Source organism: Flavobacterium arcticum, from assembly GCF_003344925.1.
Taxonomy (GTDB): Bacteria; Bacteroidota; Bacteroidia; order Flavobacteriales; family Flavobacteriaceae; genus Flavobacterium; species Flavobacterium arcticum.
The window spans coordinates 611,248-624,108 of sequence record NZ_CP031188.1; the positions used below are offsets into that span (position 1 = coordinate 611,248).

General features: G+C 35.8%; 13 protein-coding genes. 2 read left to right on the forward strand and 11 right to left on the reverse strand.

The genetic code is table 11. The features are described 5' to 3' along the window. Nucleotides 1–7: 7 nt before the first annotated feature. The 5 genes from DVK85_RS02850 to radC form a co-directional block, all read right to left on the reverse strand. Nucleotides 8–697 (reverse strand): YjjG family noncanonical pyrimidine nucleotidase, encoded by a 690-nt coding sequence (locus DVK85_RS02850; protein ID WP_114676983.1) that lies wholly within the window; start codon nt 695–697, stop codon nt 8–10. Further along, complete coding sequence (locus tag DVK85_RS02855) at nt 697–1,203, reverse strand: hypothetical protein (protein WP_114676984.1); 507 nt, start codon at nt 1,201–1,203, stop codon at nt 697–699. Before DVK85_RS02855 ends, DVK85_RS02850 begins: the two co-directional genes overlap by 1 nt. Further along, entirely contained in the window at nt 1,196–2,560 is a 1,365-nt protein-coding gene (locus DVK85_RS02860; RefSeq protein ID WP_114676985.1) for an ABC transporter permease, read from the reverse strand. The genes DVK85_RS02855 and DVK85_RS02860 overlap by 8 nt, the downstream gene beginning before the upstream one ends. Beyond that, nucleotides 2,557–3,186, reverse strand: coding sequence for an ABC transporter ATP-binding protein (locus DVK85_RS02865; RefSeq protein WP_114676986.1), 630 nt, complete (start codon nt 3,184–3,186; stop codon nt 2,557–2,559). The genes DVK85_RS02860 and DVK85_RS02865 overlap by 4 nt, the downstream gene beginning before the upstream one ends. A gap of 64 nt (nt 3,187–3,250) precedes the next feature. After that, a complete protein-coding gene (radC, locus tag DVK85_RS02870; protein ID WP_114676987.1) occupies nt 3,251–3,949 on the reverse strand; it encodes a RadC family protein in 699 nt (232 codons plus the stop codon). Nucleotides 3,950–4,042: 93 nt separating this feature from the next. Between radC and DVK85_RS02875 the strand changes: the two genes are divergently transcribed. Further along, the gene (locus tag DVK85_RS02875; protein ID WP_114676988.1) at nt 4,043–4,612 is read left to right on the forward strand and encodes a DUF1287 domain-containing protein; all 570 of its coding nucleotides are present in this window, start codon (nt 4,043–4,045) and stop codon (nt 4,610–4,612) included. Nucleotides 4,613–4,659: 47 nt separating this feature from the next. Here DVK85_RS02875 and DVK85_RS02880 read toward each other — a convergent pair whose 3' ends face one another. The 3 genes from DVK85_RS02880 to obgE all read right to left on the reverse strand — a co-directional run bounded on the left by DVK85_RS02880 (nt 4,660) and on the right by obgE (nt 9,482). After that, nucleotides 4,660–6,018, reverse strand: coding sequence for a UDP-N-acetylmuramate--L-alanine ligase (locus tag DVK85_RS02880; protein WP_114676989.1), 1,359 nt, complete (start codon nt 6,016–6,018; stop codon nt 4,660–4,662). Between the two features lie 109 nt (nt 6,019–6,127). Further along, nucleotides 6,128–8,272, reverse strand: a complete 2,145-nt coding sequence (locus DVK85_RS02885; RefSeq protein WP_114676990.1) for a S46 family peptidase — start codon at nt 8,270–8,272, stop codon at nt 6,128–6,130. 208 nt (nt 8,273–8,480) lie between these two features. Further along, entirely contained in the window at nt 8,481–9,482 is a 1,002-nt protein-coding gene (obgE, locus tag DVK85_RS02890; RefSeq protein WP_114676991.1) for a GTPase ObgE, read from the reverse strand. Between the two features lie 198 nt (nt 9,483–9,680). Between obgE and DVK85_RS02895 the strand changes: the two genes are divergently transcribed. Then, on the forward strand, nt 9,681–10,328 hold the full coding sequence (locus tag DVK85_RS02895) for a hypothetical protein (RefSeq protein WP_114676992.1): 648 nt from the start codon (nt 9,681–9,683) through the stop codon (nt 10,326–10,328). A gap of 82 nt (nt 10,329–10,410) precedes the next feature. On the opposite strand, the gene DVK85_RS02900 is transcribed toward DVK85_RS02895, so the two are convergent. From DVK85_RS02900 to hpt, 3 genes are read right to left on the reverse strand one after another with little or no spacing between them, the layout of a single operon-like run. Next, the gene (locus DVK85_RS02900) at nt 10,411–11,685 is read right to left on the reverse strand and encodes a hemolysin family protein (RefSeq protein ID WP_114676993.1); all 1,275 of its coding nucleotides are present in this window, start codon (nt 11,683–11,685) and stop codon (nt 10,411–10,413) included. 11 nt (nt 11,686–11,696) lie between these two features. Next, complete coding sequence (locus tag DVK85_RS13630; RefSeq protein ID WP_240339560.1) at nt 11,697–12,272, reverse strand: adenylate kinase; 576 nt, start codon at nt 12,270–12,272, stop codon at nt 11,697–11,699. A 21-nt stretch (nt 12,273–12,293) separates the two neighbouring features. Next, entirely contained in the window at nt 12,294–12,821 is a 528-nt protein-coding gene (gene hpt, locus DVK85_RS13635) for a hypoxanthine phosphoribosyltransferase (RefSeq protein WP_240339561.1), read from the reverse strand. Nucleotides 12,822–12,861 lie beyond the last annotated feature (40 nt).

Consider the following 12,861-nt stretch of genomic DNA (forward strand, 5'->3'; position numbering starts at 1 on the left):
AATTTGGTTATAATAAATTTTTAATATCAAGCAAATGATTTATTTGTTTAACAGAGGTATGAACTTGTTTGTTAAACTCATTAAAATATATGGCATCAAGCCCGTAATCTAAAGCACCCTGTACATCTGCTTCTATACAGTCACCTATCATTATACTGGTGTGTTTTTGGGCATTGGCAGCTTTTAGTGCATATTCAAAAATATCAGGATGCGGTTTTTTACATCCTGCTAACTCGGAGTTGGTTACCGTTTCAAAATAATGATGGATATTTGAATTTTTAAGCTTGCCATCTTGCACCTCATGAAAACCATTAGTGATGATATGCAAACTGTATTTCGGTTTTAAATACTCTAATATATCTACAGCTCCTTCATACAAATAATTATACATTGGTAAATGCTTTATATAATCATCCGAAAGGACATCAATTAGATTATTATTGATAGTGAAACCAAGAATATCAAAAGCATCTTTAAACCTTCCGTAACGAAGTTCTTGCTGTGTGATTTTACCATCTCTATACAGTTTCCAATATTTGAGATTTATCGGCACATAGTGCTCTAAAAACGCTGAGATATCGACACCTACATTATGCTTAGTCAGTATCGTTTCGAATGCCAATGCTGAATTCTTTTCAAAATCCCATAGTGTATGATCGAGATCAAAAAAAACTGCCTTTTTATCACTTATCCTCATTAGTCCCCTTTTACAATAACAGCATTCTCTATATGATAAATCCAGTCATCAACATCATTATCGTTATAACGAAAAGTTCCTTTTAAGGTTACATATTGATCGGTTTTAAGTCGTATTGAAGGGTCTTTAAATTTTATACCCATAATAGTTTCAGGTCCTGCCTGTCCACAGAAAAAACAAGATGCAAATACATTTTTGCTCAAAGCATAGTTTTTATTATCAATAGGGATAATAAAACCACTCATTACTATTGGTTTTTTATTCTTGGTTTTTAATGTGCTATTAATTTTTGGATACATTACCCCTTCTGGATAATCTTTACTAGGTTTTTTCTCATATTGAATGCGCCCTAATAATTTCCAACTTAGCGTATCGGCAAACACACTAGCATCTGCTGTAATTTTGTTATATGAATGCCCCACAGTTGTACTAGGAGGAGTACTTAAGGCTGTTAGAAAAAAACCTGATATAATGAGTATTGATAAAATAAAAAATGTTTTACGCATTTGCGAGTGTTTTTGATATGTTTAAACTATATGCTTTTACTGCCGGAATCACGGCTGCCAGAATACCTACAAAGATAGTGAGCAGGAATAAATATCCTTCTTTCTCCCAAACAAACTCGAAGGGGTTAAACGACATTTTAAATTCTTCTTCTGATGAACCCGAGATAAGCACTAACGCTACTCTCCCAACAATCGTTCCAAACAAAAAGCCTGTAATACATAACAACAAACTTTCTATAAGCACTAATGCTAATAACTGAAAACGACTTGCACCATTAACGCGCAATAGGGCAAATTCGTATTTTCTTTCTTTTAAAGTATTGTAAAGTGCGATAAATATACTAATACCTGATATAAGCATAATACCATAAGCTAAATACTGTAATGCTTGTAAACCAATACCAAATAGCGAAAATAGACGGCTTATTTCAAGCCCAGGTGATGCTGCCTGCATTTTAGTATTCATAGGTATAATACGTTGCCAAGAAAAAATAGCCATTTTATTTTTCATTTTCAATAACACGGCTGTTATTTCTTTACCTTCTTCACTTATATGAGTATCTTCTGCTTCGTGGTCATGGTCATCGTGATTGTCTGCTGAAGCTACTGCATCGTGATTATGATCGTGTGCTGCATTATCTTCATCATGCATGTGCTCGTCATGATTGTGTACATCTTCAGTTACGGCTTCATCATCATGATGGTCATGTGCATCATGGTCGTGTGCTTCGCCTTCGGTATGCTCGTGGTCGTGCATTGCCCATACACTGGGTATAGTACACAATATGAGGTTATCGACAATTTTATCTGTTTTAGAAGCAATACCTACTACTTTATAAGCATGATTTTTATGCACTTCCCCTTCTTCGCTATCGCCATGTGAACCAAAAAATGTATCGCCTATTTTAAGTTGCATTTTCTCGGCTATAGCGCTACCTACTACTACTTCAAAATTTTCAGTAAAAACTTTTCCTTCTTTTATATCTGCACCATATTTATCAAGATAATCAGGTGTAGTACCCACAATACGGAAACCTCTATAATTATCGCCAAAAGCAAGTGGTATAGCCGTTTCTACAAATGGGTTATCCATCCATTTTTTAGCTTCTATATAGTTGATATTACCAGTAGGAGCATCTACTTGATATACTGATGAGAGTATTAATTGTAGCGGGCTGCCTTTTGCTCCAAGCACAAGATCGATTCCATCTATATTACTATTAAATTTCTTTTCAAACTGCTCCTGCAAAAGTATAAGCAGTGTAATGATAGCTACACTTGCTGTAAGCAATATTATACTAAGTAGTGTATTTAATGGTTTAAACCAAATATTTCTCCAAGCTATTTTTGTAATCATGATAAGGTAATTTGGTTAGAAAAACGGTCTTTTAGCCTTTGGTCGTGCGTTACAATTACTAATGCTGTACCATATTGTTTTGCCAAACTAGAAAGCATATCGGCAACTAAAAAAGCATTTTCATCGTCGAGGCTTGAGGTTGGCTCATCTGCTAAAAGTAATTTTGGTTCGTTTATCAGCGCACGTGCTATAGAAACACGCTGTTGCTGCCCAATACTGAGTTGCGATGGTAGTTTATGCATTTGGTCCTTAAGCCGCAACTGTTCTAGTATTTGACGGGCTTTTTCCGTTGCTTGTTTACCTGTGGCAAGCCATGACGCCAAAACAACATTCTCCTCCACACTAAGCGATTCTACAAAATAGGCTTGTTGTAATACTAACCCTATATTTTTTCCGCGAAAATGGTCTAATTTTTTATCGGATAATGTAGCAATATTGGTCTCTTCAATTAATATCTCACCCGACTGTGGTTTTAGTAAACCGCCAAGCAAATGTAACAACGTAGTTTTCCCTTTACCCGAACCACCTGTTATAAGTAGTGTATTACCACTTTGTGCTATTATATCGGGAAAATTGAATACTGTTTCTTTTCCGTAAGAAAACTGAATATTTCTTGTGCTTATCATGCAGGAATATTTATATGCCCTGCAAGTTACTCAAAAAGCAGGGATTATAAAATCACAATAATTGTTAAAGTATACCTTCGTCGGCAAAACTACAATAATCTTTTTCGGTTACGATTACATGGTCGAGTACAGCAATACTAAGACTATGTCCTGCTGCTTTTAATTGACGTGTTATATTTTTATCTTCATCACTCGGCTGTAAGTTTCCCGAAGGATGATTATGCGCTAAAATAATCCCAACTGCATTTTGCTCTAACGCTGTTTTAAACACTATACGAACATCTACTACTGTACCTGTAATACCACCTTTACTAAGCTGATTTTTATAAATTACTTTATTCGAATTATTAAGATAAATAACCCAGAATTCTTCATGGGGTAACTCGCCTATTATGGGTTGCATTATCTCGAAAACAGCCTTACTAGACGTTATTTTCTTTAAATCGAGTGCACCCTCTTCCCTACGTCTGCGACCCAGCTCCATTGCTGCTACAATACTTATACCTTTTGCTTCTCCTATTCCTTTAAACTGCATAAGCTGTTGTAACGAAAGCTTACCCAATGCATTCAAGTTATTATCTACACTTGCCAGTATGCGTTTGCTCAGTTCTACTGCACTTTCGTTACGGCTACCTGAACCAATAAGTATTGCGATTAGTTCGGCATCACTAAGGGCTGCTTTGCCCTTTTGCATTAACTTTTCACGAGGTTTATCATCTTCTGCCCAATATTTTATCGAAAAGGGACTTTGTGTTTCTTCCATAAGGTTTAAACTATAACTGCTAATATAAGTTTTTTTACAAAATAGCTATACTACACATGAATATTCTTACGTTTTGATAATAAACCAACTGATATGAAATATATTATACCCTTTTTATTCTTACTATTAAGCCCCGTACAGGATACTTTTTCAGAAAAGCTATCTGACGCAGCAATAAGCCTTACTAAAGATTATGTACACTATGATGGCAGCTATCGTAAGATACCCTACCCTAATGGCGATGTCCCCAAAAACATAGGCGTATGTACCGATGTAGTAATACGTGCGTACCGCAAACTGGGTATTGACTTGCAAAAAGAGGTACATGAGGATATGAAAGCTAACTTTTTGAAATATCCTAAGAACTGGGGAATGAAATCGACAGATACTAATATTGATCATAGGCGTGTCCCCAACTTACAAACATTTTTTACACGAAAAGGAACATCTATACCTGTTACTAAAAATGCTATCGACTATAAACCTGGCGACATTGTGACATGGATGCTTAATGACAGGCTTCCCCACATAGGTATTGTAATAAACCGAAAATCAAGAGATGGGAAACGTTATATGATAGTACATAACATAGGGAGCGGACAAGTACTGGAAGATTGCCTTTTCAGTTATACGCTCTCAGGACATTATAGGTATAAAAAATAAGGGAGCTAATAGCTCCCTTATTTTTTAATTTACTTTGATCATACTTTTTAAATAAGCGTTTTAACTTCATCAAAATTAAGTCCTCCATAATTACCAGAACTCATAAGCAGTAATGCAGTACCTTTATTCTGCTTTTCTAAATTAAAAAGATAGTCTTTAAACTCCGCAGGATTCGTATAAATTATTAAATCTTCTCGATTAAAGGCTTTGGCTATTTGCTCATAAGTAACCTCTTCAAGCTGCTTTATTTTTACCGCATCTGGCGAGTAGAATACTACTGCTACATCGGCACTATCTAGTGCACCTTCATACTCCTTTAGAAACTCGGCATTAAGGCTGCTGTAAGTATGCAACTCAAGACAAGCAACAAGAGTATGGTCAGGGTACTGTTCTTTTACTGCCTTAGTAGTTGCTGCCACTTTACTTGGTGAATGGGCAAAATCTTTATAGGCTACATTCTTACCATTTTCAGCTATTTTTTCAAGACGCTTACTCGCTCCTTTAAAGGTGGCAATAGCCTCATAAAAATCAGCTTCATCTACTCCCATATTTTGGCATATCCATTTTGCTCCAGCAAGATTATTAAGGTTATGCGCCCCAAATACTTCTATTGGCATTGGTCCTTCGGGTGTTTCAAGATAGGTTACACCATTTTGCACCGAATATTCAGGCGTTTGATAAGGCAATTTACGTATAGGATTGGTCGATGCTTCGGCTACACGCTTTACTTCGGGGTCATTTTCGTTATAAACTAGAATACCACCATTGGTTATCTGCTGAATAAATATATCAAACTGTTCTACATAATTTTCATAGGTAGGAAACACATTAATATGATCCCATGCTATACCACTTATCAGTGCAATATTGGGCTGGTACAAATGGAATTTTGGTCGGCGATCCATAGGAGATGAAAGGTATTCGTCACCTTCTAAAACAATAAAATCATTATCTGCTGTAAGGCGTACCATAGTATCAAATCCTTCAAGCTGTGCCCCCACCATATAATCTACATCTATATCATGATAATGCATTACATGAAGTATCATACTGGTAATCGTGGTCTTACCATGCGACCCACCTATTACAACACGTGTTTTATCTTTACACTGCTCATATAAAAACTCAGGATAAGAATATATTTTAAGTCCTAATTCTTGTGCTTTTAGTAATTCAGGGTTATCAGCCTTGGCATGCATACCTAGTATTACTGCCTCTATAGCTGTGGTTATTTTTTCTGGAAACCACCCCATTTCGGCAGGTAATAAACCTTTATTATCCAAGCGTGTACGCGATGGCTCAAATATAGCATCGTCGCTACCTGTTACTTTATATCCTTTTTCATGAAGTGCCAATGCAAGGTTATGCATGGCAGCACCGCCTATAGCAATAAAATGTGTACGCATGTTTGTAATTAATTTCTCCAAAAGTAACAAAACTACCAGTGATTATGAAAATAAAAAAAACGTTCCGCAATTTGCGGAACGTTTTTAATTTGAACTAATAATTATATAATTAACGAACGAGTGTCATTTCGTCAACAATGTGTTTAGCACCTGCATACTTGTCAATAACCCAAAGTACATAACGAATATCAACATTTATGGTACGTTGTAAATCTTTATCAAAAATAACATCGCCTGCCATAGCTTCGATATTCCCGTCAAATGCAAGACCTATAAGCTCACCTTTACCATTAAGTACTGGAGAACCTGAGTTACCTCCTGTGATATCATTATCCGTAAGGAAGTTTACTGGCATATATCCATCTTTATCTGCATACTGACCAAAATCTTTTTTGTTATACAGTTCTAACAATCTTTTAGGAAGATCAAACTCCTGATCGTTTGGTTTGTATTTTGCAACCTCACCTTGCATAGTAGTATAGTAGTTTACCTTAGCATCGTTTCTTGCATCTGCAGGCAACGATCTTACTTTACCATACGTTAAACGTAGTGTACTATTAGCGTCTGGATAATATTTTTCTTTTGGGTTAGCTTCACGCATACCTTGTACTAATAAACGGAATGCTTTTGCATAATCTGCTTCAAGTTGTGCTTGCTCATCTGTTTTAGCTCTATACTGCGTAATAATAGCATTAGATAGCTTGTATAACGGATCATTATTTAACACCTCTGCATCAGGATTTTGTATCCATGACATTATCTTTTCTTTAGTAGTAAAAATACTAGCATCAAATGCATTGTTTACAAAAGCAGTATAATCATAATCAACTCCCTTACCTATTTCATCAATATATGATGCTATTGGGTAACCTGACGATTTTGTTGCATACAGGTTAAGCTGTGCAGCAAGCACGTCTTTTTCTAATGGTAAGTATAATGTTTTATATGCTTCGTTTACACCTTCTTCTATTTGAGGAAGCATAGCAGCACGACCATTCTCGTTAGAACTTGCATAGGCCTGAAGTCCTCTACCTAAACTATATGGTAACACTGCATAAGTACTAGTACGCAATAACCCAATTAGGTAATTATCATGACGTGCCTTTTCGTTAGTTTTAGAATAGTAATTGTTTATCGTAGCGATAACATTACCATACTTTTCTTTATTAGCTTTTTTATTTGCCCACTTGTTAAATTTCTTTTCATCTTTGGCTTTAGTTTCAGCAGTCTTATGTTTAGTAAGTGCGTCTATCATACCTTGACGATTTTTCCAGTAGTTAGCTACCTGTGCATATTGTGATGCATAGTTAAGACGTACTTGATCACTCTCATCCATGTGTACCTTCATCTTGTCCATACCTCGCTTAGAAGCCTCTACCCATGCAGGGTAAGCAAACTTAACGTTTTGCTCGATACCACCAGATGGCATCCAACGGTTAGTACGTCCAGGATAACCTAATATCATAGCAAAGTCGTTTTCCTGAACACCTTTCATACTTACAGGAAGGTAATGTTTAGGCGTTAATGGCACATTGTCTGTAGAATATTCTGCTGGGTTACCATCTTTATCTGCATAAATACGGAACATAGAGAAATCTCCTGTATGGCGTGGCCACTCCCAGTTATCTGTATCTCCACCAAACTTACCAATACTTTCTGGTGGGTTACCTACTAAACGTACATCTGTATAATCTTGATATACGAAATAGTAATATTCATTACCTTGAAAAAATGAACGTACAGAAACAGTATATTTTCCGCCTTCGTTATTTTCTTTTTCAATAAGGGCGATTTCTTGATTAAGAGCTCTTTCTCTTTCAGCTTCTGTCATTTGGTCGTTTACCTTACTAAGCATCCTTTCAGATACATCGTCCATTCTTACAAAGAAACGCACGTATAATGAACTTGGTTTTAGCTCTCCTTGACGTGTTGATGCCCAAAAACCATCTTTAAGATAGTTAGCTTCGGGAGTAGAAAGTTCTGCTATAGCATCATATCCACAGTGGTGGTTGGTTAAAACCAAACCTTCTTTAGAAATAACCTCTGCAGTACAACCTCCATCAAACTGTACAATAGCATCTTTAAGACTATGGTTGTTTATGCTATAAATTTCATCGGGAGTAAGCTGAAGTCCCATTTTTTGCATATCTCTGTAGTTAAGACGCTCAATATGCATCAGGAACCACATTCCCTCGTCTGCTTTTACTGGCAATACCAGTACAAACAGGGTTACGAATAAAATTAGTTTTTTCATTAATCTGACTAAATAAAGTTAATAGTTATAAATCATAAGTATAATAACACAACTAAATGTTACATAATTACACCTCTAAGATTTTATTTTTTGTAATGCGAAGATAGCTTTTTTTGAGAATTTCGTAAAATAATTACGTATTATAAAATTTAAAAACAAGAAAGGCGCATTATCAGCGCCTTTCTTGTTTTTATCTCAAAATATACATTTATACATTAAGCATTTGCCAAAGTTTATCTTTTAACTCGACAAGCCCTTGTTGTGCTACCGATGAAATAAACATATAAGGTATTCCTTTAAACTCCTCATCTAGCTGTGCTTTCATTTCTGCTTTTAATTCTTCATCTAGCATATCACTTTTAGACACTACCACTAGCCTATCTTTATCAAGCATTTCTGGGTTATATCGCCTAAGTTCATCAAGCAGAATATCATATTCTTTCTTTACATCTTCGGCATCAGCAGGAACAAGAAATAATAATGTAGAGTTACGCTCTATATGTCTCAAAAAATAATGCCCTAAGCCTTTACCCTCTGCTGCGCCTTCTATAATCCCTGGTATATCAGCAATTACAAATGATTTATAATCTCTATATGCCACAATACCTAAATTAGGTTTTAGTGTCGTAAAAGGATAATCGGCAATTTTAGGCTTAGCCGAAGTAAGTACCGAAAGTAGTGTTGATTTTCCTGCATTTGGGAAACCTACTAAACCTACATCGGCAAGCACCTTAAGCTCTAAGATCACATCTAACTGCTCACCTGGTATACCAGGCTGTGCATAACGTGGTGTTTGGTTGGTAGAACTACGAAAATGCCAGTTACCTAACCCCCCTTTACCTCCTTTGGCTACTATTCGTTTTTCACCATCTTCAGTTATTTCAAAAAGCACTTCATTGGTCTCTTTATCACGCACTACAGTTCCCAATGGTACTTCGATATACTTATCTTCTCCATCGGCACCAGTACTACGCGCACTACTACCATCGCCACCGTGACCCGCTTTTACATGGCGTGCAAATTTTAAGTGAAATAGTGTCCATAGTCCTCTATTCCCCACAAGGTACACATGACCACCACGACCACCATCGCCACCATCAGGACCACCTTTATCAATAAATTTTTCTCTATGTAGGTGTGTAGATCCCTTACCTCCTTTACCAGAGGCTATATAAATCTTTACATAATCTACAAAATTCCCTTCTGTCATTTTTTTATTTTAAAGTTTGCCATGCAACGTTTCAGCCTGCAAAAGTACATTATTTTTATGAAACGAATTGAGACGAATTACAGATACACCGTACACGTTTTCGCTAATAATGCCTTAAAGCCATAAAACAGCATATTTAAAGCTCAATAATGTATCGAAATAATTGTAATTTAGCAGAAATAGAAAATAATAATTCTCATGAAAAAAATCGCATTTTTATGCCTAGCTATAGCGTTAAGCACAACATATAGCTGTAAACAAGAAAAAGAGAAATCAGTAACTACTGAAACAGAAAACCAAGAAAACAATACTACAACTGGTAAATTTTCTTTAGTTAAAGAAGCTACAAAAGTTAGTTTTACAGCTTATAAAACAACCGATAAAGTACCTGTAGGCGGTGAGTTTAAGAAAATTGAAATTACCAACACAACAACAGGAGACACTCCTCTAGCTGCTTTAAATGGCACTACATTTAAAATTCCTGTAAATAGTTTATATACAAATGATGCTACAGAAACAAGAGACCCTAAAATACTTGGGTTTTTCTTTGGCGTGATGAAAAATACCGAATTTATCTCTGGTACTTTTAACGTTTATGAAGACGGAAAGTGCTCTATAGATGTAACATTAAATGGAAAAACGGCCAACATTTTTTTAACACAAGAGATGACTTCAGAAAATCACTACACTTTTAAAGGTGTAATGAATTTAGAGAATTGGGATGCGTTAAATGCTATAGCGTCTATTAATAAAGCCTGTGAAGTATTACACACAGGAGCTGATGGCGTTAGTAAAACTTGGAGCGAAGTAGCCGTTGAAGCTCAGGTTGTACTAGAGGAAAAGTAAATGAACTTATCTATAAAACAAAAAAGTAAAGGGAGGTTTTAAAACCTCCCTTTACTTTTTACATACTTAGTATATTGTTTAATTATTCTTTAATCGACCGTACTCTTACCTTATCAATCTTAACGCCATCCATTTTAAGAACTTCCAATTCATATAAATTCCAAGACAGCTTTTCGCCCGCTTTAGGTATATAGGAAAGCTCTGTCATAATAAGACCGCTTACAGTAGTTACTTCATAATCGCCTGTAAGCTCATCTAAGTCAAAGTAGGTCAAGAAGTCGTGTAATGGGTAATGCCCATCAACCGTCCAAGTACCATCTGGATTGGCTACTAATTGAAATTCATCATCATAAAAATCAGAGGCGTCTCCTACAAGTGCTTCCAGTATATCGTTAAGTGTTATAATTCCTTGGAAAACACCATATTCATCAGTTACAAAAGCATAATGTACTCTTGTCTTTTTAAATATCTCTAAGGCTTTATATGCCGAAGTATGCTCTATAAGGTATACAGGCTCTGTAGTTATATTCTTCAGGTTAAAGCCTGGCTTTTCATAATTGGAAAACATATCTTTTAATGACACCATACCTACTACGTCGTCAAGATTATCTTCGCACACGGGGTAAACCGAATGCATCTCTTCAAGCATTATTTCTTTAATACGGGCTTTATCTGATTGAAACGTAAGATAGGCTACTGATTTTCGGTGCGTCATTAGCGAATTTACTTTCCTGTCGCCAATATGAAAAACACGCTCCATTATATCGTGCTCTATTTCCTGTACTTCTCCTCCCTCTGTTCCTTCTTTAATAATAGCTTTAATTTCTTCTTCGGTTACTTTACCATCTGCCGTAGGGCGAATGTTAAATATTTTCATCAAGAAATCAGTAGATGAAACCAATAACCATATAAAAGGTGCTGTAGCTATAGATACATACTTCATTGGCAAAGCTACTAACTTAGCTATAGCCTCAGGATAAATAAGCCCTATCCTTTTTGGTAATAGCTCACCTAGTACTAACGAGAAAAATGTTAGTATCACTACAACCACTATTACCGCCAAATTTTCTGCATAAGGTGTAAATAACTCATATTGCATAAAAAATGCTTCAACATCTCCAGTTACCTTATCACCACTATAAATACCCGTAAGAATACCTATAAGTGTAATGCCTATTTGTACTGTAGATAAAAATTTATTGGGTGAGTTGGCTAAATTTAAAGCAGCAATTGCGCTGGTATTCCCTTTTTTTGCGGCTGACTCTAAACGGTTTTTCCTAGCAGAAATCAGTGCAATCTCCGACATGGAGAAAACACCATTAAGTAGTATTAGGAATAATATTATGGCTATTTCCAATCGCTGAAATTTTAGTTAAGCTTATCTATTACCAAACTCAACCTTTCGGTTACCTCTGCAATAGACCCTATACCATTTACTGCATAAAATTTATGCTGGCTTTTATAGTAATCCATTAAAGGAGCTGTTTTCTCATTATATTCTTGGTAACGGTTTCTTATTAGACTCTCATCTTGATCGTCTACTCTTCCGCTTGTTTTACCACGCTCTAAAAGGCGTTGTATTAATATTTCGTCATCTGCCTCTAGTGCTACTGTACCTGTTACTTTCCAGTCTTTAGTTGCTAAAAAAGCATCTAATGCCTGTGCTTGTGCAATCGTTCTAGGAAAACCATCAAAAAGAAAACCTGCAGTATCAGTATGTTTCTCTACCTCATCCTGCAACATTTTTATGGTAATAGAGTCAGGCACAAGATCTCCTTTATCTATAAACACTCTAGCTTCTTTACCTAGTTGGGTATCATTCTTGAGGTTATATCGAAAAACATCTCCTGTAGAAATATGCGTCAGGTTGTATTTCGTTTTTAAAAATTCTGCCTGTGTTCCTTTTCCTGCTCCCGGTTTCCCGAATAATACGATATTAATCATTGTTGTTGTTATTGTTGTTTGTTATTTTAATTGGTAAACTTCGGGTAAGTTACGCCCCAGCTCGTCATAGTCTAACCCAAACCCTACTATAAATTTATTAGGGATTTCGAACCCTATATAATCGAGTTTTACATCTTTAGTATATGCTTCAGGTTTAAAAAATAATGTTGCTATTTTTAGCGACTTTACTTTTTGTGCTTCAAACATTTTTTTGAGTTCTATAACCGTATTTCCTGTATCTACTATATCCTCTATTATTACAACGGTTTTTCCTTCTAAGCTTTGATTAAGACCTATCAGTTGCTTCACATCATTAGTAGATGTAGTACCCTCATAAGAAGCTAGTTTTACAAAACTTACTTCGCACGGTTTTTTATAATGTTTCATAAAGTCTGAAACTACCATAAACGCACCATTAAGCACGCCTACAAAAACTGGGGTTTCATCTGCCATATCATCCTCTACTTGCTTTGCCATTCGGGCAATAGCAGCATCAATAGTAGCGGCATCTATAAAAGGTACAAAGTGTTTATCGTGAAGCTGTATCAATTTCTTGTAATTATTATCAATAATTTGCAAATATACTAAT

Coding starts and splice junctions, on each gene's coding strand:
- radC (WP_114676987.1), bottom strand. CDS start 3,949: ATGGAAGAAACACAAAGTCCCTTTTCGATAAAATATTGGGCAGAAGAT.
- DVK85_RS02880 (WP_114676989.1), bottom strand. CDS start 6,018: ATGCGTACACATTTTATTGCTATAGGCGGTGCTGCCATGCATAACCTT.
- DVK85_RS02865 (WP_114676986.1), bottom strand. CDS start 3,186: ATGATAAGCACAAGAAATATTCAGTTTTCTTACGGAAAAGAAACAGTA.
- DVK85_RS02850 (WP_114676983.1), bottom strand. CDS start 697: ATGAGGATAAGTGATAAAAAGGCAGTTTTTTTTGATCTCGATCATACA.
- DVK85_RS02875 (WP_114676988.1), top strand. CDS start 4,043: ATGAAATATATTATACCCTTTTTATTCTTACTATTAAGCCCCGTACAG.
- DVK85_RS02860 (WP_114676985.1), bottom strand. CDS start 2,560: ATGATTACAAAAATAGCTTGGAGAAATATTTGGTTTAAACCATTAAAT.
- DVK85_RS02885 (WP_114676990.1), bottom strand. CDS start 8,272: ATGAAAAAACTAATTTTATTCGTAACCCTGTTTGTACTGGTATTGCCA.
- obgE (WP_114676991.1), bottom strand. CDS start 9,482: ATGACAGAAGGGAATTTTGTAGATTATGTAAAGATTTATATAGCCTCT.
- DVK85_RS13630 (WP_240339560.1), bottom strand. CDS start 12,272: ATGATTAATATCGTATTATTCGGGAAACCGGGAGCAGGAAAAGGAACA.
- DVK85_RS02895 (WP_114676992.1), top strand. CDS start 9,681: ATGAAAAAAATCGCATTTTTATGCCTAGCTATAGCGTTAAGCACAACA.
- DVK85_RS02855 (WP_114676984.1), bottom strand. CDS start 1,203: ATGCGTAAAACATTTTTTATTTTATCAATACTCATTATATCAGGTTTT.